Raw genomic sequence first — 25,891 nt, forward strand, 5'->3', positions numbered from 1 at the left:
GACAAGCGTCCAGCCTTGCGCATCAGAGTGCAAGCGGCGCGTGACGTTCCGGCGACGGCGGCGGCGTTTACGGGCACAATCGAGCGCAATCGAACAAGAGCCCACGGCCATGCTGATCGACGAAGAATTCACCCTCAAGAAACTGGAGATCTTCCTGGCGTTCATGCGCACCGGCAACCTGGCCCGCGCCGCCGCCGAGCTGCAAACCAGCAATGTCAGCGTGCACCGCGCCATTCACTCCCTGGAAAATGCCCTGCGCTGCCCGCTGTTCAAACACGAGGGGCGCAACCTTACCCCGCTGGAAAGCGCCTACGTGCTCGAAGAGCGTGCGCAGAAACTGGTGGCGGATGTGGTCGACAGCGTGCGCCTGACTCGCGAAGCCGCCGGGTTCTCGGCCGAACGTTTCAAGCTCGGCTCGCTGTATTCGCTCACGGTCAAGACCGTGCCGCAATTGATCATGGGCCTGAAAATCCGTCGCAGCGAACTCAATATCGACCTGATCCTGGGCTCCAACTTCGACCTGCTCTACAAGCTCAAGAACATGGAAGTGGACGCGATCCTCATCTCCCTCGACGAACACGCCCACGACCCCGACTGTGAGCAGATCGCGCTGTTCAGCGATGACATCTTCCTCGCCACCCCGGCCGACTCGCCCCTGGACCGCAATCAGGAAATCGACCTGGCCGACGTGCGCGATGCCACCTTCATCACCCTCACCCAGGGCTTCGCCACGCACCAGGACGGCAACCGGGTGTTCCATCAGGCAGGGTTCGAACCGAAGGTGGCGATGCAGGTGAACGATATCTTCACCTTGCTGAGCATGGTCAGTTCAGGGGTGGGTTATGCCCTGCTGCCCGGGCGGATCGCGGCGGTGTATGAGAACCGCGTGAAGCTGATACCGCTACAGCCCAGGTATCGGTTGCAGCAGCAGATCGGTGTGGTGTTTTTGAAAGCCAAAGAGCGCGATCCGAACTTGCTGGCGTTGTTGGCGGAGTGTCGGATGTATGCCAATCGCCAAAGCTGAGGACGATCGCTCCCACGCTCTGCGTGGGAGCGCAGCTTAGGACGCTCCGCGTCCGCTTTGTTTTGACCGTGACGCAGAGCGTCACAAGAGGCGTTCCCACGCGGAGCGTGGGAACGATCATCCCCCCGTCAGCCCACTAATCCACGCATCAGCAAAAACAGCAACGACGGCCCTAACAAACACCCCAGCGCCGTATAGAACGCCGCGGTCAAACACCCATAAGGCACCAGCTTCGGATCTGTCGCCGCCAGGCCGCCGGCCACGCCGCTGGAGGTGCCCATCAAGCCACCGAAGATCACCGCGCTGCGTGGGTTGTTCAGCCCGATCAGCGGCGCCACGAACGGCGTCATCACCATCACCAGAATGGCCTTGATCAACCCTGCGGCAATGGACAGCGCCATCACCTCGGAGCTGGCCCCAATCGCCGCGCCAGTCACCGGGCCGACGATATAGGTCACGGCCCCGGCGCCGATGGTGGTGAGGCTCACCGCATCGGTGTACCCGAACGCCATCGCCACCCCTACCCCGGCAACGAACGACGAGCCCACGCCGACAAACAGCGCCAGCACACCCACGAAGCCCGCACGTTTGAGCTCATCGACACTCACGCCAAACGCCGTGGCGACAATGGCAAAGTCCCGCAGCATCGCACCACCGAGCAGGCCGATGCCCGACAACAGCGGAATATCCACCACGCCCTTGGAACCACCGGTAAACGCACCGCCCACATACGACAGCGCCAACCCCAGCAGAATGGCAATGGCCGAACCATGCAGGCGGCCCTTGGTGAAGGTATCGGAGATCCAATAAGACACCCACATGGTCAGGCCGATCACGGCGAAACCACTGATCAAGCCGTAGCCGGTGATCACTTTCATCATCGATTCGTACATGGCGATCACCCGGCTTCTTTGGTGGGAACAGGAGCAACCGGCTCGCGGTTACCGATACGCACCAGCACGGGCACCAGGGCAAAGCCGAGCACCACGGCGAGGGTTCCGGCCAGAATCGCCATCGGCCCACCGCTGATGGCGCCATACACGTTTTGCTGGGCAGCCATCGCCACCACAATCGGGATATATACCGCCGCCCAGAAACTCACGCCTTGCTCTGACTTGCCGGTAAACAGGCCGCGTTTGCTCAGGTAGCTGCCCAGGCCGATCAACAGCAGCATGGCAATACCCACCCCGCCGACGTTGGCCGGGATACCCAGCAGCTTGCCCAGCAGTTCACCTACAAACAGCCCTGCCAACGTGCAGAACGCCAAAAAAGCCACACCGTAGATAATCATGGTTGTTGTCCTCAAAGTGCTCGTTCGAAATTGTTGTTTTTGTGCTTCGAAAGCCTTGGGTACTGCGTTATCGGTGGCGGCGCTCCTCCTCTTGCAGCAAGGCCTGCAAGGTGTCCAGGCGGGCGCCTTCGCAGGCGATCACCGTGCCTTGTTCAAAAACACGGCGTGACAGACCAGTGAGCACCGCGCCCGGAGGCAGTTCGATTTGCAGGCGCACACCGCGCTCGTAGGCGCTTTGCACCGTGCCGCGCCAATCGACAACGCGGCACATATTGAAGGCCAGGTCGTCACGCAGGTGTTCGGGGTTGTGGATAGGTCGCGCGCGGGTGCTGCTCAGGTAGGTGATGCGCGGCGCCTTGAGTGGGACGAAGGCTTGGAACAGAGCCTGGGCGGGTTGCTCCAGCAACGGGCAGTGAGACGGCACGCTGACGGCCAGGCGCTTGGCGACGCCGCTGCCTTTGATGCGCTCGGCAACCCGCTTCATCGCCTCGTTGCTGCCGGCGATGACGGTCTGGTTGTCGGCATTGATATTGGCCAGGTACACCGGCATTTGTGGGCTGTGGATATCCGCCAGCAAGGCCTCGACGCTGGACAGATCAGGACCGATCAGCGCGGTCATGCCATAGCCCTGTGGATAAGCCTGCTGCATCAATTCGCCACGCAAGCTGACCAGTTTTATCGCATCAGCAAAACCCAGGGAGCCGGCGATCACCGCGGCTGGGTAGGCGCCGATGGACAGGCCCGCCACGTAATCCGGCGTGCACGCCAATTGCCGCGCATGGGCCACGCCGGCGATCAACAGGCACAGTTGCACAGCCCTCGTCGATTCAAGCGCCTGCGCCGAGTCGAGCTGACGAACGTCTTCACCCAGGGCATCACTGGCCTCTTGCACAATGTCGGCGGGCAACGCTTGGAGCATTCCGCTGCGTTGGGCGCCCTGCCCCGGAAACACCAGAAGGCTGCTCATGCCACGGCCTGCCAAGGGTCGAGTACAAGGTGCGCACCGCTGACGGTCTTGAGCAGTACACGGCGTGAGGGGCCGGCCCATTCGCGCAAGGCGACGGCGCCGAAAGGGGTTTGCAGTTGCAGGTCGACGGCGCAGGGCGCGGTGTCCAGGATCGCCAACAACGCTTGCGCCTCGCTACGAGCCAAAGGATTGGGCGTGCACAGAATCAAATCCAGGTCACTGTTGGCATGCAGCGCTTCAATGCCACTGGCCAATTCAAACCCGGCACTGCCGCTGACGCCCCAGTCTTGCTGCGCCAGCACCGGCCGCAGTTGATCGAGGGCCCGCAGTGCCGGTAAATCCCGTGCTGAGAGCACCTCTCGCAAGGCTTGCGGCGCCACCCGCCGTTGCACCGCCGCTACAGGCATCTGGGCGGCAAAACGCTGCTCACGCAAACGCCCACGCACCCCGACCGCCACATGGCCCGGCTCGACGATGGCGCGCCGCACCACCACCGGCTGCCCGGCACGGATCGCCTCCCGCGCCCAGGCCGGCGCATCGGCAGGCAGATGCGCCAGGGTCATGCCCCAGAGCAAGTCGTGGGCGTTCACCATTGCTCCCGCAACAGCTGGCGCACGTGGCTGGAGGCAGCCCGGTTGGTCGCGCCGAGGCGTGAGCTCAAGTCGGTACTGCCGATATCCTTGACCGCCTGCACCAGGCAATCGCGAACCCGTGCCACGTCATCCGCCGTGGGCTGTTCAATCTGGGTGACTGTCAGCGTCTCCCACAGCAAACCCAGGCTGGCATAGCTGTCGATGTCATAGGCCATCGGCGGCACGCTGGCGGCCAGTGCTTCCAATTCTTCGACGCTGCGCAAGGTCACCCGTGCCGCCGAGGCTTTGCCCATGGCATGCACCATCACGCCAGGATCGCGCAGGGCGATCAGGCGATTGGCCTGGTAGCCGTGGGCCAGGAACGCGCCGGACATGGCCTTGCCCACCAGCAGGGCGATCACCGGGTGACCGGCAAGCCGGGCGCGAGCGTAGCTGTCAGCAGCGGCGGCCAGGGCCTGATGAATGCCCAGGGCTTCTTCGCGGCGGCCATAGGCTTGGCTGGGTACGTCGACGATAGCGATGATGGGCCGCTTGTCACCCCGGGCGATGGCTTCGTCCACCGCCTTGGCCAAGCCCCAGCCTTCCAGCAGGCCGACTTCACCATTACGGGCACGGGGGAAGCGGTTGTGCGGGTCGGGAACCACGGCGATATAGCGCACCGCCTGTTCACCCAATACTCCGTCCGCCACTTTCAATGAGCCCGGCAAACCCTCAACGGGCGTAGCGTTGGTGCTCAATGCGTTGAACCACTGCAAGCCTCTCATGAGCGTTCTCCCTGATACAGCGCGCGAACCGCGCCGGGCTCGATCTGCGCCGTGGCGTCCAGTTCGGCCAGGCGCGCCAGGTAGAAATCAGCGCGCCGGCTGCGAGGTTGTGCGGGCACACCTTGCTGCAACAGTGCGCTGACGGTCTGCTGGATCTGCGCCACATCGTCCGCCACATAACGGTCGGCCAAGCCGCTGTTGAAGCGCTGCTCGCCACCGGTAAGGCTCCAGATAAAAGGCCGGTCGCGGGAGTCGTATTCCTCCAGGCCCGCCTCCTGTTCGATCACTTGCGGGCCATTCAAGCCCAGGCGTGCTTCGCGAGTGACCACAAGGTAACTGCACAACCCGGCCGCGATGGACATGCCCCCAAAGCAACCGACACTGCCGGCCACCACGCCGATCACCGGCTGGTACTGGCGCAGGTCAACAATCGCCGCGTGGATATCGGCAATCGCGGCCAAGCCGAGGTTGGCTTCCTGCAAACGTACGCCGCCCGTTTCCAGCAGCAGCACGGCGCAGGTGGGGATGCCGTTGCGGTTGTCTTCGGCGGCCAGTTCCAAGGCGCCCGCGATTTTTGCGCCGCCGACTTCACCCAGGCTGCCGCCCTGGAAATTGCCTTCAATCGCGGCAATCACCACAGGCTTGGCGCCGAGGCTGCCCTTGGCGATCACCACACCGTCGTCGGCCTGGGGCACCACGCCTTGGCGGCTGAGCCACGGCGACATGACCCGCTGGAACGGGTCAATCAACTCGCGGAAGGTACCCGCATCCAACAACGCCTTGGCGCGCTGCCGGGCACCGAGCTCCACAAAGCTGTGTTTGGCAAGTAAGTCAGTCATGGCCGATCTCCTCGAAACCTTGCTCCAGGCGCAAGCGCACTACGCCGGGCGTGGCACCGAAGTCGTGGATATCAATGTTCAGGGCCGGCGGCGTCTGCTCCTGGAAGATGCGTTCGAACAGGTGCTGCCAGCGTTGCTGCGCGCCATTGACCGAGGTTTTCACCTGGATGGTCAGGGTGCCGGGCGTGCCCGGCTCCAGCAGCACTTCCAGGTCGCCCGAGCCGACGCAACCCACCAGCGCACGGCCTTTGGGGGGCTGCCCGGCGGGGAATTCAAAGGACAAGGTTTCCATCACAACGCTCCGTCGAGGCGGTCGATAAACAGGCAGGCGGCCAGCAGGTCGGCGGCGCCACCGGGGGAGGCATTCAAGGCCAGCAGTTGCAGGTCCAGCTCATGCAATTGGCGGCGCCCCGCGAGGGTTGCGCTGCCACCGGCGTCGAGCACGGCCTGGGCGCCCTGTTGCATGGCGGCTAAGCCTTGGGTACCGGCGCGGTAGAGCACGCAGGTGTCTGCCAGGTCCGTCATGATCGCCAGCAAGGCATCCAGGCGGGCGTTCTGTTCACCGGCATTTTCGCGGCGGCTTTTGTGCAGCTGCGGCAGGCCGCGTTGGGTCACCGAGGGGAAGCCAAGCTGGGCTTCTTCACGGGCACCGCGTGCGCCGTAGCGCTGGGCAACCTGGGCGCCATGGCTCATGGGTTGCGGTGCGTAGCGGTCGTTGAGCAGCGCCAGCTTGGCGGCGGTCAGGGTTATGGCACGGGGTTCCAAGGCCGCCGCAGCGGTGAGCAAACCCAGCGCCCAGATCGCACCGCGATGGGTGTTCACGCCCTGGGTGGTAGCAAGCATGGCTTGCTCGCCTTCACGGCCAATACGCCCGAGCGCTTCGCGCAACGGCAGGCCGACTTCGCCGATGTCGAGCGCAGCCTCGGCCATTTCCTTGAACATCGGCCACAGTGACAGCGCCGAAGCGTGCATCAGCCCCAGGTGCAAATCGCTGTGGGCACCATTGCCACGCCGGTCCACCAGCGCAGGCTTGGGCGACAGGTCGGCTTCATCGATCAGCGCATCAACGGCCATATCCGCGAGGCGATCGGCGAGGCTGAGTTCATGCAGTTTGAGCGCGCGCATTTACCAGCTCCTGAATTTGGCGGGCGGGTTGTACAGGCCACCGGACCAGTCCACCAGGTCGGCTACGCTCTTGGCGGCCAACAACTCGCGGGTGGCGTCGGTGCGGCGAATACCCAAATCTTCGGGCAAGGCAATCAAGCCTTCGCGACGCATGCGCGCGGTGTCCTTGGGGTTGTGGCGCATGCCGATGGCGGTCACCCCGGCGACGGCGGCGATCATCGCCTGGCGTTCTTCCAGGGAGCGCGCCTTGTACAGGTAGGCGATGCCTTCTTCGGTGAGCAAGTGGGTGACGTCGTCGCCGTAGATCATGATCGGCGCCAGGGGCATGCCGCTTTTGCGCGCCACTTCCACCGCGTCCAGGGTGTCGACGAAGGTGGGTTTGCCGCCTTCCTGGAAGGTTTCGACCATCTGCACCACCAGTTTTTTGCCGCGTTCAAGCAGGGCTTCTGGCGCATCGTCGTGGCGCATATCCAACCAGGCTGGGGTGCCATGGCGGCGGCCGCGTGGGTCGTGGCCCATGTTCGGCGCACCACCAAAACCGGCGAGGCGGCCACGGGTCACGGTGCTGGAATGCCCGTCGCCATCCACTTGCAGGGTGGCGCCGATAAACAGGTCCACGGCGTATTGGCCGGCGAGTTGGCAGAACATGCGGTTGGAGCGCATCGAACCATCGCTGCCAGTGAAGAACACATCCGGGCGTGCGGCGATGTAGTTTTCCATGCCCAGTTCGGTGCCGAAGCAATGCACACTTTGCACCCAACCGCTTTCAATCGCCGGGATCAATGTGGGGTGCGGGTTGAGGGTCCAGTTGCGGCAGATCTTGCCTTTCAGACCCAGGGATTCGCCGTAGGTGGGCAGGATCAATTCGATGGCAGCGGTGTTGAAGCCGATGCCATGGTTGAGCGACTGCACATTGTGTTTTTCGTAGATGCCTCGGATCGCCATCATCGCCATCAGCACATGCACCGGCTTGATATGGCGTGGGTCGCGGGTGAACAGCGGTTCGATGTAGAACGGCTTGTCGGCCACCACCACGAAATCCACCCAGCTTGCGGGGATGTCGACACGGGGCAAATCGGTGACGTCATCCACCAACTGGTTGACCTGCACGATGACGATGCCATCGCTGAAGGCGGCGGGCTCGATCAACGCCGGGCTGTCTTCGGTGCTGGCGCCGGTGTAGATGTTGCCGGCGCGGTCGGCCATGAAACCGGCGGAGAGCACCACGTTGGGGATCAGGTCCACCACCAGCCGTGCGTAGAGTTCGATGTAGGTGTGGATCGCGCCGATTTCCAGCAGGCCGTCTTCCAGCAACTGGCTGATGCGCAGGGACTGGGTGCCGGCGAAAGAGAAATCCAGCTTGCGGGCGATGCCCTTTTCAAACAGGTCCAGGTGCTCGGCTCGGCCCACGCTGGGCATGATCATGTGCAAATCGTGAAGCTTGGCCGGGTCGGCCTTGGCCAGGGAACGCGAGAGGAAATCGGCCTGTTTCTGGTTGTTGCCCTCCAGCACCACGCGGTCGCCGGGGAGGATCAAGGCTTCAAGCGCCTCGACGATCTTGTCGCTGGGCAACACCGCCCCGTCTGCGTATTTCTTGACCAGCCCGAGCCGCCGCTGCTTCTCGTCGCGCCGCCGCGTCCAGCGCGAGTCGGGGGTGATGGTTGTTGTCATGGTCGCTCCACGGGGTTTGCTGTCGTGGGCTGTACCTTAGGAGCGAATGTGGAGAGGCATCAATCAAGCTGGGTGCTGGATCGTTACGGCTGGAGTAACGGTACAGCGCCACGCCTGCGGTAATACAGCGATGTGCTCACTATCGAGCAAGCCACCAGACTATTTAACGTCAGTATCCAACCCGGTGCCTTGGACCATACCGAGGCAAGCGTCCCTACATAAAGCACCAAGAGCACAACAAGTATGAGAAATAGACCCAGTCCGACCGACTCTCCCCATTTAGCGAATTTGTTACGGCACTCAAGCAGCACAATGCTCAAAAAGGTGAACAAGAAGGTGATAAGCATGATTCCGAGCGCATGATCAGTTGCCACTATGCGGCCAGAGAGCTTCGAAATAAGGAAAAGAAAAATCATGGACAGAGAGGACAGCCATAACCAAACAAAGGCGTAATCAAGAATGTTGAACAACGCCCGTTTGAACTTCAACGCCTCGACCGCATTCGGCTCCGCCACGAGTGCAACAGCCAGCAGACCGGACCCCAGCCCTCCAAGGGTCATGATGATGAAGTTGTTTAAAACGTTAGTTGTGTCTTCAGGAACACCAATCAACTGGATAAGCAGTAGGATAATCACTGCACCTACAGTGGAAATCATGGCCCCCCATAGCGCACCACGCCCCTCAGCCAATGACCTGACTGCGGACGCTGTTGCGGTCACTGTCAGGACCCATAAGATCAAAGCGCCGGTAACCATGTTGTAGAGAAATGAAAAACTGTTGCCTACTGCGCCAAGAAATTCCATCACGCCCACATCACTCCATCCCTAAAACTGAATCCTCCTTATCGGCCGTAGCACATAAAGCTTGATGTGGGGCTGGCTTGCCTGCGATGGCGGACTGTCAGTCAACATCTCAGTAGCTGACCTACCGCCATCGCAGCATAGGTATCTACACAATTTTGGTGCGACGCTGAACCTGTGGCGAGGGAGCTTGCTCCCGTGACGGCCTGACAGCCGGCGCTGATCTATCTGACGCACCGCAATCCAACTGTGGGAGCGGGCTTGCTCGCGAAGGCGGCCTGACAGGCGACACAGTTGGACCGTGTACATATCCATTCCTGCGGTAACGGCGACTTAGGGTTCCGCTCTGACAGCGGGTCACTTTTGGAAAAGAGCCCCAAAAGTAACCAAAAGGGCTCTTGCCCCACCACTCGGCACCTCGCTTGGGCTCGGTGTGCCCGTAATCCGTCAGTGATTTGGGGGGCCGCCGCCACGCGCCATCCATGGCGCGGGGCGGCTAAACCGGCATCCCTGCCGGTTTACCCCCCAAATCCCTGTCGAATTCCGGCCAGCGTGGTTTAACGGGGCGCTTAAGATCAAGATCACAAGCAGATCAAGAGCAAGATCAAGAGCGGCTCGCTTCGCATCGTGGTTAGCGTTGAGCGCTAAAAAGTTGTGTAGATACCTTGGCCATCGCAGGCAAACCAGCTCCCACATGGGTCGGTGGTGTTGGTTAGATAGCGGTCCCAAAGAGGGAATGATCAGTCCCTTTTTGGGACCGTTTCAAGTTGCTGGCGACGGGCTGACTTGCTCCAGCGCTCTATCAACCAGTAACTGCCCCAACTCTGCCATTTGCTAAATTCCCAGCATGATGGCGCGCTGGGAAGTGTCCAAGTCGAAGGCCAGGTTGCAGGTGAGCGCATTGAGCGAGGACAGGGTTTCGCTGGCGTTAACCAGCAGGGTTTCGGTGTCTTGGTGGGGGTTTACGGTGAAGAGGGGTGGATTGGGCGTAGGTTTGATCATGATGAAACTCCTAAACAGTTAGTAAGGAGCGCCACCGTTCGCTTGCACGCGAATGAGGGTGGCGACCGTGCGCAGGTGTGCAAGACCGGGCCTGTTTAGGACACCCAGCAGGTCCGAAGACCTCCTGCGCGCAGCCGCCATAAAGCAGCGAGCACAAAAAACGCCCGTTGTTTGGCTGGGCGTTTGTACGCCTAAACAGTTTCGTCGGACTTGCACGTCCGTGTCACCGTTTTTTGCGATGACGGAGCGAAGACTAGGCGTGCGGACCTCTCACCACAAGTTCATGCATAGCCCAAAATCTTGCGGGAAAAATCCTAAGACCACCTCCACCATCATCCTTCCGATAGGCAGCAAAGAATGCTCCGACAGGCTTTTCAGGTTGTTGCTCGGAACTCGCCTCCCTAACCTTTTCCATCCGAATCGTGCCACGGGCAGACATCATGAATCCGACCGTTAAACCCGATGCAAGGCCATTGCAGAGTGTGATGCATCACATCACAATCATGCCATGATCGTTAGCTGGAAACATAAGGGACTCAGGGCCTTCTATGAGACCGGTTCAACCAGAGGCATCAACGCAAACCATGCAAAGCGCTTGCGCCGCGTTCTGCTCATTCTGGACAAAGCCGAGCACCCAGATGCACTGGACCTTCCCGGCTGGCGCTTCCATCGCTTGAAGGGCGACCTGCTTGATTACTGGTCCGTCAGCATAAGTGGTAACTGGCGCATTATTTTTCGGATGTTCGACGATCAGGTCGAACTGGTCGACTATCTTGACTACCACTGAGTAGAGGCATTGATATGGGTATGCACAATCCACCTCACCCAGGTGAGATCCTGCTTGAAGATGTGATCCCTGCCTTGGGCATCACCATCACCGAGATGGCGAGACGCCTGGGTTTCGCCCGTGAGACTTTTTCAAGGATCTTGCATGGCCACGCCCCGGTCAGCCCGGACCTTGCCGTTCGGTTGGAACGGGCCGGCGTGAGTACTGCCCAGTTATGGTTGTCGATGCAAAGTGCTTATGACTTATGGCAGGCGGAGCACCGGGAGCAGCCAGTGATTGAACGGTTTGCGCGGATTGATTGAGACCTAGAGATGAGCGCAGCTCGTTGTGGGAGCTTGCCTGCTCCCACATTGGTCGGTGGTGTTGGTTAGGTGGCGGTCCCAAAGAGGGAACGATCAGCCCCTTTTTGGGACCGTTTCAAGTTGCTGGCGACCGGCTGACTTGCTCCAGCGCTCTATCGACCAACAACTGCCCCAACTCTGCCATTTGCTGGATCCCCAGCATGAAGGCGCGCTGGGAAGTGTTCAGGTCGAAGGCCAGGTTGCAGGTGAGCGCATTGAGCGAGGACAGGGTTTCGCTGGCATTGACCAGTAAGGTTTCGGTGTGTTGGTGGACTTTTACGGTGAAGAGGGGTGGATTGGGCGTAGGTTTGACCATGATTTACAGCTCCGATATGTGATGGAGGCTGCCCTCTCTCCGCTTGCACGCGAATGAAGGTGGCAGCTGTACGCAGGCGTGCAAGACCGGGCATATCGGACCCCGGCAGACTCCGAAAAATCTCCCACGCACAGCCGCCATAACGAGTACAGCAGGCATAAAAAGCGCCCGTTTGCAGGAAAAATCGAGCGCTAGCCCATCACAACACCATCATCACCCTGACCTTCCCCAGGCCCTCCAGCGCATAACTGTGGTACTCATACACTTCTCCCTGAATAACCAGCTGCAGGGCACCCCCCTCATTATTGACTTGAACATCGGGCTCTTTTGTTTTGAGAAAAGGAGGTGCAGACGCTAATACGCTGAGTATTTCCTGATCACTTCCCAAATCCTTATGCACGTAGTACCTGTAGGAAAACCCCACCGTCGCGCCACCTTGGCCATCTCGCGCACCATAGATCGACATACCGTTGCCCAGGGAGTGCTTCAACACCACTTCATCCAGTTCCGGTGTGCCGGGCGACAGGACCCAACTGCCGCCGATATAGAGTAGGCAGATCACAAGCAGGCAATTACGCAGAACAGGTATGAGGCGCTTACTGGCCTTGCGAAATGGCATATTCGATACCTCGTCTTATCCAATATTGGTCCCGTGGGTCGTCACCAAAAGGCTCAACGCCCCACCATGATCCAAAATCCGGACGAGTCGTTCTGGCGACGGTTTGAGCCACACCGGCGGCTCGCAGCAACACATTTTCGGGAATGCCCAGCACCGTGCCTGTGGCACCGTAATTGAAGTTACCAAAAGCTTCGTACTGACGCCCCTGCTTCTTGTAATTCCAAGGGCCGGCCGCACGTACTTGGGAGTAAAACCAGGAATAGGCAAATGCCGAGCCGGGCTTGAGATGAATGCGTTTGGATTGGGATATCGCCATGTTTTCAAGAATTGAAACACCGGGCGGCATTAACGGTACGGCCATTTGCGAGTCCTTGCTGGCAGTGAGGAGTGCAGAAACTAGCCACTCCACTTCGGCCTGAAAACCCACCTATTCCAAATTCAGAACTCGCCTACAGCAACTCCATCCTATTCCGACATATCACCGATTATTTGCAAGCTCTGCGTGGATGGATTGAGACATGAAGATGAGCGCAGCTCAGCGTGGGAGCTGGCTTGCCTGCGATAGCGGTAGGTCAGCTACTGAGATGTTGACTGACAGGCCGCCATCGCAGGCAAGCCAGCTCCCACAGTAGATCTTCATAGGGCTCAGGATCAGGCCAGGCCGGACTCTACCAGCAGCGCTTCAAGCCCCATCAAATCCGGCACCTTCGCCACCTGCTCGCCCACTTGCACCGCCGCCAGTTCCAGCGGGCACAGGGGCACGTCCACGTAGCTCAATTCGCTATCGAGCTTGTACGAGCGCGGAATGCCCTGGATCACCAGCGCAATGAACTTCAATGTCGGTCGCCCGCCCAGTGCATTCAACACCACGATGCGTGAGCGTTCGCCCGTCATGCTGGCTTCGCCGCAGGCCGCTTCAAAGCTGATCAGTGGAATCTGCCGATCGCGCCACGTAACCTGCCGCAGGTACCACGGCGGTGCATCGCTGGCCGGTTCGCCGCGCTGGAAGTCGATCAGCTCGGCCACGGCAACGTTGGGCAGCACCAGGTGGCGGTCGGCCAGGGGCAGCAGCAGTCCGGTGAGTTGGCTGGTGCGGTGCTCAAGCATGGGACTTGCTCCAGTAGGCGATGCTTTCCAGCAGTACCGACTCTTGGTATGGCTTGCCGAGGTAGTCGTTGACGCCAATGGCCATGGCGCGGTCGCGGTGTTTCTGGCCGGTGCGTGAGGTGATCATGATGATCGGCAAGCGCATCAGGCGTGGGTCGTTGCGTATCTGAATGGCTACTTCGAAGCCGTCCATACGCGGCATTTCGATGTCGAGCAGCATCAGGTCCGGGGTGTGTTCTTCCAGGATGGCGAGGGCGTCGATACCGTCCTTGGCGGTGAGCACGTTCATGCCGTTGCGCTCCAGCAGGCGGCTGGTGACTTTGCGTACGGTGACCGAGTCGTCCACCACCAGTACCAGCAGCGGGCGTTTTTTCAGCGGGTCGTTGAGGATCAGCGGCGCATCCACCGCCTGGGCCGGCAAGGCCGGTTGCCGGGCGCGGATGTGCGCCAGCAGGTCGATGATCAGCACCACATGGCCGTCGCCCAGGATGGTCGCGCCGGTCACGCCCTGCACCCCGGAGAACTGCGGCCCCAAGCCTTTGACCACAATCTCGCGGGTACCGGCCATGGCATCCACATGCACCGCCACGCGGCGTTCATTGCAGTGCACCAGCAGCACCGGCAGCGGCTGGTACTGGCCCAGCAGTTTCGGGCGGCTGGCGGTGTGCAGCAGGTCGCCCAAGTAGAACAACTCGTAGCGCTGGCCGGCGTACTCATAGTGCGGCGGGTCTTGCTGGTAATGCCCCGCCAATTCGTGGGGCAGCACGCGCACCAGGCCTTCGATGGTGTTGAGGGGGATCGCGTATTGGTCGTCCGCGCAGTGCACCATCAGCGCACGATTGACCGACACGGTAAACGGCAGGCGAATGCGAAAATGCACGCCCATGCCCGGCGTCGAGTCGATCACCATGGAGCCGCCGAGCTGGCGCACTTCTTCATGCACCACGTCCATGCCCACGCCGCGTCCGGAAATCTGGGTGATTTTTTCGGCGGTGGAAAAGCCCGGCTGCAGGATGAACTGCAACACGTCACGGTCGCTCATCTCTTGATGGGGCGCGAGCAAGCCGCGCTTGATCGCCTTGCGCCGCACCGCTTCGAGGGGCACACCCGCGCCGTCGTCGCGCATGTCGAAGACGATGTCGCCGCCCTCGTGGGTCAGGTCCAGGGTGATGCGGCCCTTCTCCGGCTTACCCGCCGCCAGCCGCACTTCGCGGGACTCCAGGCCGTGGTCGACGGCGTTGCGCAGCATATGCTCCAAGGGTGCCGCCATGCGCTCCAGCACATTGCGGTCCATCTCGCCTTCGGCATTGCCGACGATGAACTCCACGTCTTTGCCTAATTCGCCCGCCACTTGCCGCACGATGCGCTTGAGGCGTGGCAACATGCGCTCGAAAGGCACCATGCGCGTGCGCATCAGGCCTTCCTGCAATTCGGTGTTGATGCGTGCCTGTTGCTGCAGCAGGTTGTGGGCATCTTGGTTGCGGCGCTCCAGGGTGTCCTTGAGGTCGAGCAGGTCGGAGGCAGATTCGGACAGCGCACGGGCCAGCTGTTGCAGCTGCGAATGGCGGTCCATTTCCAGCGGGTCGAACTCTTCGTAGCCCAGGCGTTCGGCCTCGGCCTGCTGGCGGCTCAAGAGGCGGCCCTGGGTTTCGCTGTCGAGCCGGCGCAGTTGGTCGCGCATGCGCTCGATGGTGGTTTCCATCTCACTCAAGGCAATGCGCGCATCCTTGACTTGCTGCTCGATACGGCCACGGAAGATCGAGGTTTCGCCGGCCAGGTTGACCAGGTCATCGAGCAAGTCAGCAGAGATTTTCACCATGTCGGCAGCCGGATCGGCGACCGCTTCGGCCTTGCCAGCCGGCAGCGCCACGGGTGTCACCGGCTCATCACTGGGGTGCACCAGGCTCTTGATGCGCTCGATGAGTTTATCCACCGAGCCCACCGGCAAGCCCTCGGCCACGGCGTCGATCATCTGCGCGAGGCGGTCATGGCAGCCTTGCAGCAGAGCGAACAATTCAGGGTTCGGCGCGAGCAAACCGGCGGACAGCCCTTCGTAAAGAAATTCCAGCTCATGGGCCAGATCGCCAATGGGCCCGATCTCGACCATACGTGCGCCACCCTTGAGGGTGTGCAGGTCCCGCAGCAGGGTTTCCACTTCCTGGCGATTGCCCGGTTCGGCCTGCCAGCGCACTAACGCGCTGCCTGAGCTGTCGAGGATATCGGCAGCTTCTTCGAGGAAGATATCCAGCAATTCCGGGTCGGCACCTGAGGCGGGCGCCACCGCAGCCGGCGCTGCCGGGCTGCTGGCCTGGCGCAATTGCCGCAGCCGCTGGACCAGTTCGGCGCCGTCACTCAAGGGTTGCTGCCGTTGCAGTTCGTCCAACTGTTGGGCCAGGCGTTCGTGACTGGCCATCAGTGCCTGGGACAGCTCGACCGAATAGCTGTAGCGGCGGTCCACCAGCCCCTCATAAACGCATTCGAGCTCATGGGCCAAGTCGCCCACCGGGTCGATTTCGGCCATGCGCGCACCGCCCTTGAGGGTGTGCAGGTCCCGCTGCAACGAGGACAAGGGCGCGGCGTTTTCGGGTTCCAGCAGCCAGCGCTTGAGCGACTGGCCGGCGCTGTCGAGGATGTCTACGGCCTCTTCAAGGAAGATCTCGACAATTTCGTCGTCCATCGCCGTTGCGTGATCCAGCTGCGCAGTGGCCGCGCCCAATTCGGAGATACTCAGGGTGCGGCTGCCGTCGCTTTTGATCAGGCCTGTAGCGGACGGGTCCAGGGCTTCGTCAAGCAACTCGCGCAACGCCTGCAGCCGTGCGGGCGCGGGGCTGATTTCCTGGCCGGCGGCCAACTGGTCGAGCATGTTGATCAGCGCGTCGTGGGCCTGTTCGGCCTCCTGGAAAAAGCGGGCGCTGACCGCCAGGCTGCTTTCCTCTACCGCGCCATACAGGTCGAGCAAGGCTTCGCACAACGCGTCGATAGGATGCAGGTCGGCAAGGTGCGCGCCCTCGCCCAGGGTGGTCAGCTCGTCCAGCAACGCCGTGAGTTCCTGACGGTCGCCGGGGTGTTGCTGCCAGCGACGCAGCAGGCTTTCGGCGTCGAGCAGGATGTCCATGCCCTGGGCCAGGAAGTTGGTGATCAAATGCGGGTCACGCTTGACGCGCAGGCCGGCCGTGGGCGCGTCGAGCAAGGCGGCGAGTTGATGCTCCAGCAGGCGCTGGGTGCGGCTGATCAGGTCAGCCGCGCCGTTGATCGGCGCCAGGGGATTGTGGTCCAGGCCACCCAGCCCGCGCTGGAACAGCTGTTGTGCTTCAAGCAGCAACGCCACTTCGTCCGTGTCCAGTGGCAAGCGGTGGGCCTTGTATTCACGGGTGAGGTGATCCAGCGGGCGCGCCAGTTCGGCGATGGGCAATACGCCGGCCATGTAGGCGCTGCCCTTGAGGGTGTGCAAGGCGCGTTGCAGTTCATCGCTGACCTGCAGCGGCACCTGCTCGGCGGCCTGTTGCAGGAAGTGCTCGAGGCTGTCCAGATGGCCTTGGGCTTCGTTGCGGAAGATCTCCAGCAGCATCGGGTCATGAGGCTCGGTGGCGGACGTGACGGCGCCACTGGCCAGGGCATGGGCTCGGGCGGCCAAGGCATCGACCTCATCGCGCTGGCGTTGATCGTCGCTGGCAAAATCGGCGATCAGCTCCGGCAGCAGGGCCACGGCCTCATCCAATACCTGCTGCACCTCAGGGCCGAGGACTACGCTGCGTTCCAGCACGCGATTAAGCAGGTTCTCCACGGCCCAGGCCAGCTCGGCCAGCACCAGGGCGCGCACCATGCGGCCGCTGCCCTTGAGCGTATGGAAGGCGCGGCGCATTTCGCCCTGGGCGGTTTTGTCCGCGCTGTCGGGCAGGTAGCGATGCAGCACGTCGAGGACTTCATCGGTTTCTTCAAGGAAGACTTCGCGCAGCTCATCGTCAATCGGTTCTTCATCGGCCGGCGGCGGCAACAGGCTGCCGGGACGCTGCAAGGCCGGAGGGTTGAGACGTGAGGTTGGGCTCGCCAGCGCATCGAATTGGGACTGGCTGGGTACGGCCTCGGACAGTGCCCCCTCGGGCGCGGCCAGGGCCTGGCGCCAGGGTTTTTCCGCCGGCAGGTAGCCCAGTGCATTCAAGCCCTGGGTGGCCAGTTCCAGCACTTTTTCGCCCGCCGCGTCGGGGTCTTGAAGCATGCGTTCGAGGTAGTACTCCAGGCTGCTGACCACCTCGGCGAAATGCCCCAGTTGCGTCGCCGAAGGCGCGGCGTCATTGACCATCAACTGCTCATCGACGTAGTCGGTGCAACCGCGCATCAAACTTGCGGCGCGTGGCAAAGGAATCATCGCCAGGGCACCGCGTACCTGGCTCAACAGCTCGGGCAAGGATTCCAGGCGCTGACGGTCCCAGTCGGCCTCGATGCAGTCGATCACCAGCTCCTTGGCTTGGCGCAGGCACTGGCACGACTCACGAATCACTAGCTGGTGAATCTGGGTCAGGTCGGTGGTGGGCAAGCGGCTGTCTTCACGGCTTTGCGGTTCGACGGTGCCGATCATCCCGGCCAGCGTCGCTTCGACATACAGCAACGCGCCGGCCACATCCATCAACACCGCGTCATTGGGTTCACGCTGCCCCTGGACCAGGCTCAACACCACCGCGAGTTGGTCGATGATCACTTTGCGCGGCTGGCCGAAACCCAGCACCGCGAGGGTATCGGCGATCTGGCGCAATGGCGCCAGCAACGGGTCGAGGTCCTGGGTGTGCTGGCGATCACTGCGCACGAACAGATCCAGGCGTTCCTTGACCCGCACCAGTTCCTCACACAACGCCCCGAGCACCGAGCCCATGGCATTGCGATCCGGCCCAGCCAGCCGCGCACGTTCAGCATCGACCACGGCGCTGTCGGGCAAGGCTTCGTCCAAGCCGTAGCGTTCCTTCAGGCTTTGCATGCGCGGCGTCGGCCGGGTCACTTTGGCGACGTAGAACAACAGGCTCTTGAGCAACTCATCCGGCGCCGGCTGGTTGATGCCGTTGATGCCTTGAACCAGCAAGCGCTTGAGTTGTTTATCGCTGGCCTTGAGCAGGCTGCGCAGCGCTGGGCTGTTGGCGACCACGCCGGTGAGCATGCCTTCGACCAGCGCCGAGGTGACCTGCCACAACGGCAATAGCGGCGCGCCCTGGCACAGCGCTTCAAGGCGTGCGAACACCCGCGCCATGTCTTCCAGGTTGCTGGGGCCGTGGTCTTCACGCAGCAACCCGGCAAGGGCTTGTTGCAGCAGGTGGCGCCATTGGCGCAACTGTTCATGCAGATCCGGCGTTGCCCGTTGGGCCAGGGCTTGCTCTGGCAACGGCTCGATCGATAGCAGTTGCGGGCTGAACAGGCTGGTTTCCGATAGCAGGCTTTCACCACGGGCGCTGCGCAGGTCGTTGAGCAGCGGCAGCACCACCAGCGGCAAGTCGCGGCGGGCACTGTGCACGCGGTCGAGGTACAGCGGCAGTTGGCCGAGGGCTTGTTGCAGCAGGCGGATACTTTCATCGCGCTGGCCGACGTGCCCGGCCTGGAGCGCAAGGGCCAGTTCTTCGATCTCTTCGGCCAGCAGCGCCGCGCCGTAGAACTCGACCATTTGCAGCGCGCCATGCACCTGGTGGATACCGGCCAGGCATTCGTTGAGGGCGTCGTCGTCATGGGTTTCAACGTACGCGTCCAGGGCCGACCGGGCCTGCTTCAGGGTTTCGGCAATATCGCCCTTGACCCATTCGAGGGCCACGTAGTCGTGCCGATCAACCATAACTGCTCCGCTTAGAATTCATGAGTTGCGTGTGTTACTCAGATCTCAAATCAAGAGGAGATCCAATGTGGGAGCGGGCTTGCTCGCGAAAGCGGTGGGTCAGTTTATAGATCAGGTGACTGATATACCGCATTCGCGAGCAAGCCCGCTCCCACATTTTGATTGCATTTCAATCGTCCACCTGCTTGGGCGGCGGCAAGGTGAAACCCGACACCGACCTGCGCAACTGGCTGGCCATCTTCGCCAGGTTACCAATGCTTTCGGCGGTGGCGGTGGAACCCGACGAAGTCTGCGTGGTGATCTGCTGGATCACGTTCATGGTCAGGGAAATCTGCCCCGCCGATGAGGTCTGTTGCTGCGCCGCGTTGTAAATACTCTGGATCAGCGCCGCCAGGGTTTTGGACACACCTTCGATCTCTTCCAGTGCCACCCCGGCGTCCTGGGCTAGGCGCGCGCCGCGCACCACTTCGGTGGTGGTCTGCTCCATGGAGATCACCGCTTCGTTGGTGTCGGCCTGGATGGTGCGTACCAGGGTTTCGATCTGCCGGGTGGCCGCCGAGGAGCGTTCGGCCAGCCGTTGCACTTCATCGGCCACCACCGCAAAGCCGCGCCCGGCGTCACCGGCCATGCTGGCCTGGATCGCGGCGTTGAGGGCGAGGATGTTGGTCTGGTCGGCGATGTCGTCGATCAGGCTGATGATGTCGCCAATTTCCTGGGACGACTCGCCCAGGCGCTTGATGCGCTTGGCGGTGTCCTGGATCTGTTCGCGAATGTTGTCCATGCCGTGGATGGTGTTGTGCACCACTTCGTTGCCTTTGTTGGCGATCTCCACCGAACGCTCAGCCACCGCCGAGGATTCGGCCGCGTTGGCCGATACCTGGTCGATGGACTGCGCCATCTGGTTGATGGCGGTAGACGCTTCGGCAATCTGCTGGGCCTGATGCTCCGACGCCTGGGCCAGGTGCATCGCGGTAGCCTGGGTGTCCTGCACCGCGCCCGCGACCTGCCCGGCGGTGAGGTTGATGGTGGCGACCAGGTCACGCAGTTGGTCCACCGAATAGTTGATGGAGTCTGCGATGGTGCCGGTAAAGTCTTCGGTGACTGAGGCTGTGACGGTAAGGTCGCCGTCGGCCAGGTCTTCGATTTCATCCAGCAGGCGCATGATCGCGTTCTGGTTGCGCTCGTTCTTCTGCGCGGTTTCATGCAGTTGGCGGTTGGTCTCGCGCACCATGACCAGGCCGATCAGGATGATCGAGGCCAGCGCCAGCAAGCCCAGCACGTAACCGCCGATGGTGTCTAAACTGCGCCCGCTGGCGAGGTTTTCAAAACCGGTGGCCAGGTGCGAGGCTTCATCGAGCAGGGTTTGCGACAGGTTGAAAATATTGCTCGCCGAAGCGCGCACCTGGAACAACTGCGGCGAGGTCTCGAGAATTTCATCCACGGAGCCGGAGACAAATTCGAACAGCTCGGCAATGTCCGCCAGCCGCGCCCGGGCGTCCGGGTCTTCGACCTGGGTGATACGCAGCCCCGGGTTGCCGTTGAGCATGCCATTGAGCACCACGCCAAAACGGTTGGCATCGCGACCGAAGGCATCGGCAGCCTGCACGGCGGTTTCATCCCCCGCCAGCACCGTGTTGACCGCCCCCAGGATACGTTCGGCGAGCAGCGATTGGCGTTGGGCCAAGGCCACCTGGCTGGCCGGGGCGCCGCGTTGCAGCAGGCTATCCACGACCTTTTCCGACTCGATCTGCAGTTGCGGCACGGTTTCGGCCAGGGTCGCCGCCACTTGGTGCAACGACAACACGGTCTGCTCGCTGGCCAGGATGGCGTCGGTGTTTTTCAGCAGCGCCTCCCAGTCGGTCTGTACCGCCCGCATTTCAGCGCGCACCGCACTTGGCGCCGCCGGCAAGCCGGTTTGCGGGTCACCTTTTTTCAGGTAGCCCCAGCGCTGGGCAAAATCGTTGCGCGCATCGCCCAGCAGCTTGAACGCCGCCGCTTTCCCGGCGGCAGCTTCGGTGGCGTTCTTGGCAATGCGCTGGGACAGCACGCGCAGCTCACCGGAGTGGCCGATGTACTGTTTGTCGTAGGTGGACTGGGTGTTGAGGTACGCGAAGTTGGCGAACAGCAACATGATGAACACGATCAAGGCGATAAACAGCACGATGATCTGCGAACGGCTGCGCGAAGCGGCCTGGGGTTTGGGCGTGGTAGCGGTGCTCATGCGGCAACATCCATGAAGCCAGGGGCCTGGGCCAGGGCGAAGGGGCTGAAGACCTGCCATTGCGGGTCGCCGTCGAACTGGCCCTGAATAAACGGCGCGCCCGAGGCGGTGCTGGCCACCCAGGCGTCCAATGGGAAATGCTGCATGCCTACCACCTCGTCTACCAGCAGCCCGACAAACAGGTCGTTGAACTCCACCACCAGCACCCGCCGTTGCTTGCGCGCCTTGGACAACTCAAGGCCCAGGAAACCACCCAGGTCCATCACCGGCAGCAAGCGCCCGCGCAGGTTGGCCACGCCTTTGACCCAGGGCTTGACCCCCGGCATCAAGGTGCAACGTGGCTCATGCAATACCTCGGCGACTTCGCCCATGGGCGCCACGTAGGCGTTTGGCCCTACGCGAAAAGCGATGCCGCTCCAGCGTTGCAGGCGCGTTTCCTGGGACGGCAGGTCCGCGGCCAGCAAGCGGCAGCGGCGGTCGATGTCCAGCAGCAGCTCGAAGGCGGTTTGCGACTCGGTCATGATCGCAAGCCTTAGCCGGCCAGCACCTTGTTCAGGGTGGCAATCAGGGTTTCTTCATCCACCGGCTTGGTCAGGTAGTCTTTGGCGCCCTGGCGTGCGCCCCAGATCTTGTCGGTTTCCTGGTCTTTGGTGGTGATGATGATGATCGGGATACCGTTGGTTTCCGGCTCCTTGGACAACTGGCGCGTGGCCTGGAAGCCATTGAGGCCTGGCATCACGATATCCATCAGCACGGCGTCGGGTTTTTCCTGGCGGGCCAGGGCCACGCCGTCCGCGCCGTTTTCGGCTTTGAGCACCTGGTGGCCATGCTTTTCCAGCATGCCGGTGAGTTTGTACATTTCGGTCGGCGAATCGTCGACGATCAGAACACGTGCCATGGTTTTCCCCGCTACATTGGTCGGCGCCGGCCCTCGTGAGGCGGCGTCAGTGTGCTTGTTCTACTGCGGCGAACCCAGGCACATAGGCCTTGATCGCCCCCAGCAGTTCTTCCTTGCTGAAAGGCTTGGTCAAAAACTGATCGACACCCACGATGCGCCCCTTGGCCTTGTCGAACAGGCCGTCCTTGGAGGACAGCATGATCACCGGGATCGATTTGAACGCCGGGTTGTTCTTCACCAGGGCGCAGGTCTGGTAGCCATCCAGGCGCGGCATCATGATGTCGACAAAGATAATGTGCGGGTGATGATCGACAATACGGGCCAGGGCGTCGAAACCGTCGATCGCCGTGATGACCTCGCACCCCATGTTCTTCAACAGCGTCTCGGCGGTGCGGCGGATCGTTTTCGAATCGTCGATCACCATCACCTTCAAGGCGTTGGAATGCTGTTCCATATCTGCTCTACCATCGCCACAGCGAATCGGTTTTCGGTGTGTACTGCCTGATGTTGCACAGGATGAACGCCGCAAGCCTTGGAATACAAGGGCTGGTGCGCCGTGCCAGCCTTTTTAGCACAGTCTCCTGGCGCAATCTATCGAGGCACCCGCCCAGTGGTTTTTCCTTGACCCACAACAGCCGCAGCGCCACTCTGACGCCACTTTTATGCGCCCCAATTTGCTAGAGGAAATCCCCATGAGCGTTCGCGTCGGCATTGTCATGGACCCTATCGCCAGCATTTCCTATAAAAAGGACAGTTCGCTGGCCATGCTCCTGGCCGCCCAGGCCCGCGGCTGGACCTTGTTCTATATGGAGCAGCGCGACCTTTACCAGGGTGACGGCGAGGCCCGCGCACGCATGCGCCCGCTGCAGGTGTTCGCCAACCCTGAGAAGTGGTTCGAGCTTTCGGACGAAATCGACAGCCCCCTGAGCGACCTCGACGTGATCCTGATGCGCAAGGACCCGCCGTTCGACATGGAGTTTGTGTACTCCACCTACCTGCTGGAGCAGGCCGAACGGGCTGGCGTGTTGATCGTCAACAAGCCGCAAAGCCTGCGCGACTGCAATGAAAAGCTGTTCGCCACCCTGTTCCCGCAGTGCACGCCACCGACCGTGGTCAGCCGCCGCGCCGATGTACTGCGTGAATTCGCCGCCAAGCATGGCGATGTGATCCTCAAGCCGCTGGACGGCATGGGCGGCACCTCGATCTTCCGTCACCGCGCAGGCGACCCGAACCTGTCGGTGATCCTCGAAACCCTGACCGCCCTGGGCACCCAGCAGATCATGGGGCAGGCCTACCTGCCGGCGATCAAGGACGGTGACAAGCGCATCCTGATGATCGACGGCGAGCCGGTGGACTATTGCCTGGCGCGTATCCCGGCAGCCGGCGAGACCCGTGGCAACCTGGCGGCCGGTGGTCGCGGTGAAGCGCGGCCGTTGTCGGACAAGGACCGCTGGATCGCCGCTCAAGTCGGCCCGACGCTGCGGGAAAAAGGCCTGCTGTTTGTCGGACTCGACGTAATTGGTGAGAACCTCACTGAAATCAACGTCACCAGCCCGACCTGTATTCGCGAGATCGACAATGCATTTGGCACGAACATCGGCGAAATGCTGATGGCCGCCATTGAGCGCAAGCTAAAAGCCAAGTGACATAGAACAGCCGGACACACACCAACATTGCGTTATCATGCGCCACCTGTGAAACGCGCGATGTTGGTTTTCTTGTCATGACACTCCCGTCCGATCTGCCCCCCGAATTCACCCATAGCGGCGTGCGCCCGGCTGATCGTCTCGGATTTACCCTGTTTCTCGCTGCGCTGATTCACCTCGCCCTGCTCCTGGGGGTGGGGTTCACCCTGGTCGAACCCAAGCAGATTACCAAGACCCTGGAAATCACCCTCGCCACGTTCAAGAGCGAAAAGAAGCCCGAAAAGGCTGATTTTCTCGCCCAGGACAACCAGCAGGGCAGCGGCACCCTCGACAAGAAAGCCGTGCCCAAGACCACCGAAGTGGCGCCCTTTCACGACAACCAGGTCAAGAAGGTCACCCCGCCGCCGGCGCCCAAGCCCGAGGTCAGGCAGGCCGCGCCCAAGGCTGCGGTAACCACCGTCGCGCCCAAGCCGCAAAAAGCCCCGACCCAGCGCGAAAAGGCCAAGACCGAGCCCAAGCCCGAACCGGTGAAACCTGCGCCGACGTTCGACAGCTCGACGTTGTCCGACGAAATTTCCAGCCTGGAAGCCGAACTGGCCCACGAGCAACAGCTGTATGCCAAGCGCCCGCGCATCTACCGCCTGAACGCCGCCTCAACCATGCGCGACAAAGGCGCCTGGTATAAAGACGAGTGGCGCAAGAAGGTCGAACGCATTGGCAACCTCAACTACCCGGACGAGGCGCGGCGCCAGCAGATTTATGGCAATTTGCGCTTACTGGTGTCGATCAACCGTGACGGCTCGCTATATGAAGTGCAGGTGCTGGAGTCCTCCGGCCAACCGCTGCTGGACCAGGCCGCGCAACGCATCGTACGGCTGGCCGCGCCCTTTGCGCCGTTCAGCGGCGACTTGAACGACGTGGACCGCCTGGAAATCATCCGCACCTGGCGGTTCGCCAAGGGCGATCGGTTGTCCAGTAACTGATCGCACAGGTCGCGCCCGCACTTGTCAGTTCGCCCCTCCAACGCCACACTAGCGGACATGAAAAACGTCAGCCCGACTTACCTCAAGCACCAATTCCTGATCGCCATGCCCCATATGGCCGACCCGAACTTTGCGCAGACCTTGACCTACATCGTCGAGCACACGGCCAATGGTGCCATGGGGTTGGTGGTCAACCGCCCGCAGGAGCTGAACCTGGCCGATATCCTTGAGCAACTGCGCCCGGAAATCGACCCGCCGGCAAGCTGCCAGCATGTGCCGATCTACATCGGCGGGCCGGTGCAGACCGATCGCGGTTTTGTCTTGCACCCCACCGGGCCGAAGTATCAGGCCACGGTAGACCTTGAAGGCGTGTCACTGTCCACGTCCCAGGACGTGCTGTTCGCCATCGCCGACGGCGTGGGCCCCGAGCAAAGTGTGATCACCCTGGGCTACGCCGGTTGGGAAGCCGGGCAATTGGAGGCCGAACTGGCCAGCAATGCCTGGCTGACCTGCCCGTTCGACGCTGACATCCTGTTCAACACCGCCAGCGAACTGCGCCTGGAAGCGGCCGCGGCCAAGCTGCGGGTCAACCTCAGCCTGTTGACCAGCCAGGCGGGGCACGCCTGATGGCTTTGCGTCTGATCCTCGGTTTTGACTACGGCACCAAACAGATCGGCGTAGCGGTTGGCCAGGTCATCACCGGCCAGGCCCGCGAGCTGTGCACCCTCAAGGCCCAGAACGGCGTGCCGGACTGGAACCAGGTCGAAGCCCTCATCAAAGAGTGGAAGCCTGACGCGGTGGTGGTCGGCCTGCCCCTGAACATGGATGGCACCCCCAGTGACATGTGCCTGCGCGCCGAGAAGTTCGCACGCCGCCTCAATGGCCGCTACAACCTGCCCTTCTATACCCACGACGAACGCCTCACCACCTTTGAAGCCAAGGGTGAGCGCCGTGACCGTGGCGGGCAAAAGGGCAGTTATCGCGACAACCCGGTGGACGCCATCGCCGCCGCCTTGCTGTTGCAGGGCTGGCTGGATGAAAACACCGCTTTATTTGAATCCTGACTGACGCGGCTTGCTGCTATGCCG

General features: G+C 61.8%; 26 protein-coding genes and 1 pseudogene. 7 read left to right on the top strand and 20 right to left on the bottom strand.

Features of this window, described 5'->3' with window-relative positions; all coding sequences use genetic code 11:
• Positions 1 to 109 precede the first annotated feature (109 nt).
• Positions 110 to 1,024, top strand: a complete 915-nt coding sequence (locus ACWHXD_RS29215; protein WP_098950137.1) for a LysR family transcriptional regulator — start codon at positions 110 to 112, stop codon at positions 1,022 to 1,024.
• A 128-nt stretch (positions 1,025 to 1,152) separates the two neighbouring features.
• On the opposite strand, the gene madM is transcribed toward ACWHXD_RS29215, so the two are convergent.
• From madM to ACWHXD_RS29270, 11 genes and pseudogenes are all read right to left on the bottom strand, one after another.
• Positions 1,153 to 1,917, bottom strand: a complete 765-nt coding sequence (gene madM / locus ACWHXD_RS29220) for a malonate transporter subunit MadM (RefSeq protein ID WP_032897715.1) — start codon at positions 1,915 to 1,917, stop codon at positions 1,153 to 1,155.
• Positions 1,918 to 1,922: 5 nt separating this feature from the next.
• Positions 1,923 to 2,315: a malonate transporter subunit MadL gene (madL, locus tag ACWHXD_RS29225; protein WP_032894763.1), complete on the bottom strand. Its 393-nt coding sequence runs from the start codon at positions 2,313 to 2,315 to the stop codon at positions 1,923 to 1,925.
• A 67-nt stretch (positions 2,316 to 2,382) separates the two neighbouring features.
• The gene (gene mdcH / locus ACWHXD_RS29230) at positions 2,383 to 3,282 is read right to left on the bottom strand and encodes a malonate decarboxylase subunit epsilon (RefSeq protein WP_138762081.1); all 900 of its coding nucleotides are present in this window, start codon (positions 3,280 to 3,282) and stop codon (positions 2,383 to 2,385) included.
• The gene (locus ACWHXD_RS29235) at positions 3,279 to 3,875 is read right to left on the bottom strand and encodes a malonate decarboxylase holo-ACP synthase (protein WP_138762080.1); all 597 of its coding nucleotides are present in this window, start codon (positions 3,873 to 3,875) and stop codon (positions 3,279 to 3,281) included. The genes mdcH and ACWHXD_RS29235 overlap by 4 nt, the downstream gene beginning before the upstream one ends.
• Positions 3,869 to 4,639 (bottom strand): biotin-independent malonate decarboxylase subunit gamma, encoded by a 771-nt coding sequence (gene mdcE, locus ACWHXD_RS29240; RefSeq protein ID WP_138762079.1) that lies wholly within the window; start codon positions 4,637 to 4,639, stop codon positions 3,869 to 3,871. Before mdcE ends, ACWHXD_RS29235 begins: the two co-directional genes overlap by 7 nt.
• On the bottom strand, positions 4,636 to 5,478 hold the full coding sequence (locus ACWHXD_RS29245) for a biotin-independent malonate decarboxylase subunit beta (protein WP_138762078.1): 843 nt from the start codon (positions 5,476 to 5,478) through the stop codon (positions 4,636 to 4,638). Before ACWHXD_RS29245 ends, mdcE begins: the two co-directional genes overlap by 4 nt.
• A complete protein-coding gene (locus tag ACWHXD_RS29250; protein WP_032894758.1) occupies positions 5,471 to 5,770 on the bottom strand; it encodes a malonate decarboxylase subunit delta in 300 nt (99 codons plus the stop codon). The genes ACWHXD_RS29245 and ACWHXD_RS29250 overlap by 8 nt, the downstream gene beginning before the upstream one ends.
• Entirely contained in the window at positions 5,770 to 6,603 is an 834-nt protein-coding gene (locus ACWHXD_RS29255; RefSeq protein WP_120247513.1) for a triphosphoribosyl-dephospho-CoA synthase, read from the bottom strand. Before ACWHXD_RS29255 ends, ACWHXD_RS29250 begins: the two co-directional genes overlap by 1 nt.
• Positions 6,604 to 8,274 (bottom strand): malonate decarboxylase subunit alpha, encoded by a 1,671-nt coding sequence (gene mdcA / locus ACWHXD_RS29260; protein ID WP_138762077.1) that lies wholly within the window; start codon positions 8,272 to 8,274, stop codon positions 6,604 to 6,606. It abuts the gene before it with no gap.
• Positions 8,275 to 8,357: 83 nt separating this feature from the next.
• Positions 8,358 to 9,086: a hypothetical protein gene (locus ACWHXD_RS29265; protein WP_138762076.1), complete on the bottom strand. Its 729-nt coding sequence runs from the start codon at positions 9,084 to 9,086 to the stop codon at positions 8,358 to 8,360.
• A gap of 750 nt (positions 9,087 to 9,836) precedes the next feature.
• Positions 9,837 to 10,076: pseudogene (locus ACWHXD_RS29270) on the bottom strand (DUF6124 family protein).
• 508 nt (positions 10,077 to 10,584) lie between these two features.
• Between ACWHXD_RS29270 and ACWHXD_RS29275 the strand changes: the two are divergent.
• Together ACWHXD_RS29275 and ACWHXD_RS29280 are read left to right on the top strand one after the other, a co-directional pair.
• Positions 10,585 to 10,863: a type II toxin-antitoxin system RelE/ParE family toxin gene (locus tag ACWHXD_RS29275; protein WP_056783018.1), complete on the top strand. Its 279-nt coding sequence runs from the start codon at positions 10,585 to 10,587 to the stop codon at positions 10,861 to 10,863.
• A 14-nt stretch (positions 10,864 to 10,877) separates the two neighbouring features.
• A complete protein-coding gene (locus tag ACWHXD_RS29280; RefSeq protein WP_020301914.1) occupies positions 10,878 to 11,165 on the top strand; it encodes a HigA family addiction module antitoxin in 288 nt (95 codons plus the stop codon).
• A 115-nt stretch (positions 11,166 to 11,280) separates the two neighbouring features.
• Here ACWHXD_RS29280 and ACWHXD_RS29285 read toward each other — a convergent pair whose 3' ends face one another.
• The 9 genes from ACWHXD_RS29285 to pilG form a co-directional block, all read right to left on the bottom strand.
• Entirely contained in the window at positions 11,281 to 11,520 is a 240-nt protein-coding gene (locus tag ACWHXD_RS29285; protein WP_138762074.1) for a DUF6124 family protein, read from the bottom strand.
• A 199-nt stretch (positions 11,521 to 11,719) separates the two neighbouring features.
• On the bottom strand, positions 11,720 to 12,139 hold the full coding sequence (locus ACWHXD_RS29290; protein ID WP_138762073.1) for a hypothetical protein: 420 nt from the start codon (positions 12,137 to 12,139) through the stop codon (positions 11,720 to 11,722).
• Positions 12,117 to 12,500 (bottom strand): polymorphic toxin type 44 domain-containing protein, encoded by a 384-nt coding sequence (locus ACWHXD_RS29295; protein WP_138762072.1) that lies wholly within the window; start codon positions 12,498 to 12,500, stop codon positions 12,117 to 12,119. Before ACWHXD_RS29295 ends, ACWHXD_RS29290 begins: the two co-directional genes overlap by 23 nt.
• Positions 12,501 to 12,790: 290 nt before the next feature.
• On the bottom strand, positions 12,791 to 13,246 hold the full coding sequence (locus tag ACWHXD_RS29300; RefSeq protein ID WP_003195048.1) for a chemotaxis protein CheW: 456 nt from the start codon (positions 13,244 to 13,246) through the stop codon (positions 12,791 to 12,793).
• On the bottom strand, positions 13,239 to 19,055 hold the full coding sequence (locus tag ACWHXD_RS29305; RefSeq protein ID WP_138762071.1) for an Hpt domain-containing protein: 5,817 nt from the start codon (positions 19,053 to 19,055) through the stop codon (positions 13,239 to 13,241). Before ACWHXD_RS29305 ends, ACWHXD_RS29300 begins: the two co-directional genes overlap by 8 nt.
• A gap of 169 nt (positions 19,056 to 19,224) precedes the next feature.
• Complete coding sequence (locus ACWHXD_RS29310) at positions 19,225 to 21,276, bottom strand: methyl-accepting chemotaxis protein (RefSeq protein WP_499084943.1); 2,052 nt, start codon at positions 21,274 to 21,276, stop codon at positions 19,225 to 19,227.
• Positions 21,273 to 21,797 (bottom strand): chemotaxis protein CheW, encoded by a 525-nt coding sequence (locus ACWHXD_RS29315; protein ID WP_138762070.1) that lies wholly within the window; start codon positions 21,795 to 21,797, stop codon positions 21,273 to 21,275. The genes ACWHXD_RS29310 and ACWHXD_RS29315 overlap by 4 nt, the downstream gene beginning before the upstream one ends.
• 11 nt (positions 21,798 to 21,808) lie before the next feature.
• Positions 21,809 to 22,174 (bottom strand): twitching motility response regulator PilH, encoded by a 366-nt coding sequence (pilH, locus tag ACWHXD_RS29320; RefSeq protein WP_014720320.1) that lies wholly within the window; start codon positions 22,172 to 22,174, stop codon positions 21,809 to 21,811.
• 46 nt (positions 22,175 to 22,220) lie between these two features.
• Positions 22,221 to 22,628: a twitching motility response regulator PilG gene (gene pilG / locus ACWHXD_RS29325; RefSeq protein WP_014720321.1), complete on the bottom strand. Its 408-nt coding sequence runs from the start codon at positions 22,626 to 22,628 to the stop codon at positions 22,221 to 22,223.
• Between the two features lie 238 nt (positions 22,629 to 22,866).
• Here pilG and gshB point away from each other — a divergent pair, with 238 nt between their 5' ends.
• The 4 genes from gshB to ruvX all read left to right on the top strand — a co-directional run bounded on the left by gshB (position 22,867) and on the right by ruvX (position 25,867).
• Positions 22,867 to 23,820, top strand: coding sequence for a glutathione synthase (gene gshB, locus ACWHXD_RS29330; protein ID WP_003195061.1), 954 nt, complete (start codon positions 22,867 to 22,869; stop codon positions 23,818 to 23,820).
• 77 nt (positions 23,821 to 23,897) lie between these two features.
• Positions 23,898 to 24,803, top strand: coding sequence for an energy transducer TonB (locus tag ACWHXD_RS29335; RefSeq protein ID WP_032894731.1), 906 nt, complete (start codon positions 23,898 to 23,900; stop codon positions 24,801 to 24,803).
• 57 nt (positions 24,804 to 24,860) lie between these two features.
• Entirely contained in the window at positions 24,861 to 25,430 is a 570-nt protein-coding gene (locus tag ACWHXD_RS29340; RefSeq protein WP_032894725.1) for a YqgE/AlgH family protein, read from the top strand.
• On the top strand, positions 25,430 to 25,867 hold the full coding sequence (ruvX, locus tag ACWHXD_RS29345) for a Holliday junction resolvase RuvX (RefSeq protein ID WP_003195067.1): 438 nt from the start codon (positions 25,430 to 25,432) through the stop codon (positions 25,865 to 25,867). The genes ACWHXD_RS29340 and ruvX overlap by 1 nt, the downstream gene beginning before the upstream one ends.
• Positions 25,868 to 25,891 lie beyond the last annotated feature (24 nt).

The organism is Pseudomonas fjordensis (genome assembly GCF_976987115.1).

What these genes read in the sequence shown, in the direction of transcription:
- ACWHXD_RS29215 (WP_098950137.1), top strand. Translation starts at nt 110, where the DNA reads ATGCTGATCGACGAAGAATTCACCCTCAAGAAACTGGAGATCTTCCTG.
- madM (WP_032897715.1), bottom strand. Translation starts at nt 1,917, where the DNA reads ATGTACGAATCGATGATGAAAGTGATCACCGGCTACGGCTTGATCAGT.
- madL (WP_032894763.1), bottom strand. Translation starts at nt 2,315, where the DNA reads ATGATTATCTACGGTGTGGCTTTTTTGGCGTTCTGCACGTTGGCAGGG.
- mdcH (WP_138762081.1), bottom strand. Translation starts at nt 3,282, where the DNA reads ATGAGCAGCCTTCTGGTGTTTCCGGGGCAGGGCGCCCAACGCAGCGGA.
- ACWHXD_RS29235 (WP_138762080.1), bottom strand. Translation starts at nt 3,875, where the DNA reads ATGGTGAACGCCCACGACTTGCTCTGGGGCATGACCCTGGCGCATCTG.
- mdcE (WP_138762079.1), bottom strand. Translation starts at nt 4,639, where the DNA reads ATGAGAGGCTTGCAGTGGTTCAACGCATTGAGCACCAACGCTACGCCC.
- ACWHXD_RS29245 (WP_138762078.1), bottom strand. Translation starts at nt 5,478, where the DNA reads ATGACTGACTTACTTGCCAAACACAGCTTTGTGGAGCTCGGTGCCCGG.
- ACWHXD_RS29250 (WP_032894758.1), bottom strand. Translation starts at nt 5,770, where the DNA reads ATGGAAACCTTGTCCTTTGAATTCCCCGCCGGGCAGCCCCCCAAAGGC.
- ACWHXD_RS29255 (WP_120247513.1), bottom strand. Translation starts at nt 6,603, where the DNA reads ATGCGCGCGCTCAAACTGCATGAACTCAGCCTCGCCGATCGCCTCGCG.
- mdcA (WP_138762077.1), bottom strand. Translation starts at nt 8,274, where the DNA reads ATGACAACAACCATCACCCCCGACTCGCGCTGGACGCGGCGGCGCGAC.
- ACWHXD_RS29275 (WP_056783018.1), top strand. Translation starts at nt 10,585, where the DNA reads ATGATCGTTAGCTGGAAACATAAGGGACTCAGGGCCTTCTATGAGACC.
- ACWHXD_RS29280 (WP_020301914.1), top strand. Translation starts at nt 10,878, where the DNA reads ATGGGTATGCACAATCCACCTCACCCAGGTGAGATCCTGCTTGAAGAT.
- ACWHXD_RS29285 (WP_138762074.1), bottom strand. Translation starts at nt 11,520, where the DNA reads ATGGTCAAACCTACGCCCAATCCACCCCTCTTCACCGTAAAAGTCCAC.
- ACWHXD_RS29290 (WP_138762073.1), bottom strand. Translation starts at nt 12,139, where the DNA reads ATGCCATTTCGCAAGGCCAGTAAGCGCCTCATACCTGTTCTGCGTAAT.
- ACWHXD_RS29295 (WP_138762072.1), bottom strand. Translation starts at nt 12,500, where the DNA reads ATGGCCGTACCGTTAATGCCGCCCGGTGTTTCAATTCTTGAAAACATG.
- ACWHXD_RS29300 (WP_003195048.1), bottom strand. Translation starts at nt 13,246, where the DNA reads ATGCTTGAGCACCGCACCAGCCAACTCACCGGACTGCTGCTGCCCCTG.
- ACWHXD_RS29305 (WP_138762071.1), bottom strand. Translation starts at nt 19,055, where the DNA reads ATGGTTGATCGGCACGACTACGTGGCCCTCGAATGGGTCAAGGGCGAT.
- ACWHXD_RS29310 (WP_499084943.1), bottom strand. Translation starts at nt 21,276, where the DNA reads ATGAGCACCGCTACCACGCCCAAACCCCAGGCCGCTTCGCGCAGCCGT.
- ACWHXD_RS29315 (WP_138762070.1), bottom strand. Translation starts at nt 21,797, where the DNA reads ATGACCGAGTCGCAAACCGCCTTCGAGCTGCTGCTGGACATCGACCGC.
- pilH (WP_014720320.1), bottom strand. Translation starts at nt 22,174, where the DNA reads ATGGCACGTGTTCTGATCGTCGACGATTCGCCGACCGAAATGTACAAA.
- pilG (WP_014720321.1), bottom strand. Translation starts at nt 22,628, where the DNA reads ATGGAACAGCATTCCAACGCCTTGAAGGTGATGGTGATCGACGATTCG.
- gshB (WP_003195061.1), top strand. Translation starts at nt 22,867, where the DNA reads ATGAGCGTTCGCGTCGGCATTGTCATGGACCCTATCGCCAGCATTTCC.
- ACWHXD_RS29335 (WP_032894731.1), top strand. Translation starts at nt 23,898, where the DNA reads ATGACACTCCCGTCCGATCTGCCCCCCGAATTCACCCATAGCGGCGTG.
- ACWHXD_RS29340 (WP_032894725.1), top strand. Translation starts at nt 24,861, where the DNA reads ATGAAAAACGTCAGCCCGACTTACCTCAAGCACCAATTCCTGATCGCC.
- ruvX (WP_003195067.1), top strand. Translation starts at nt 25,430, where the DNA reads ATGGCTTTGCGTCTGATCCTCGGTTTTGACTACGGCACCAAACAGATC.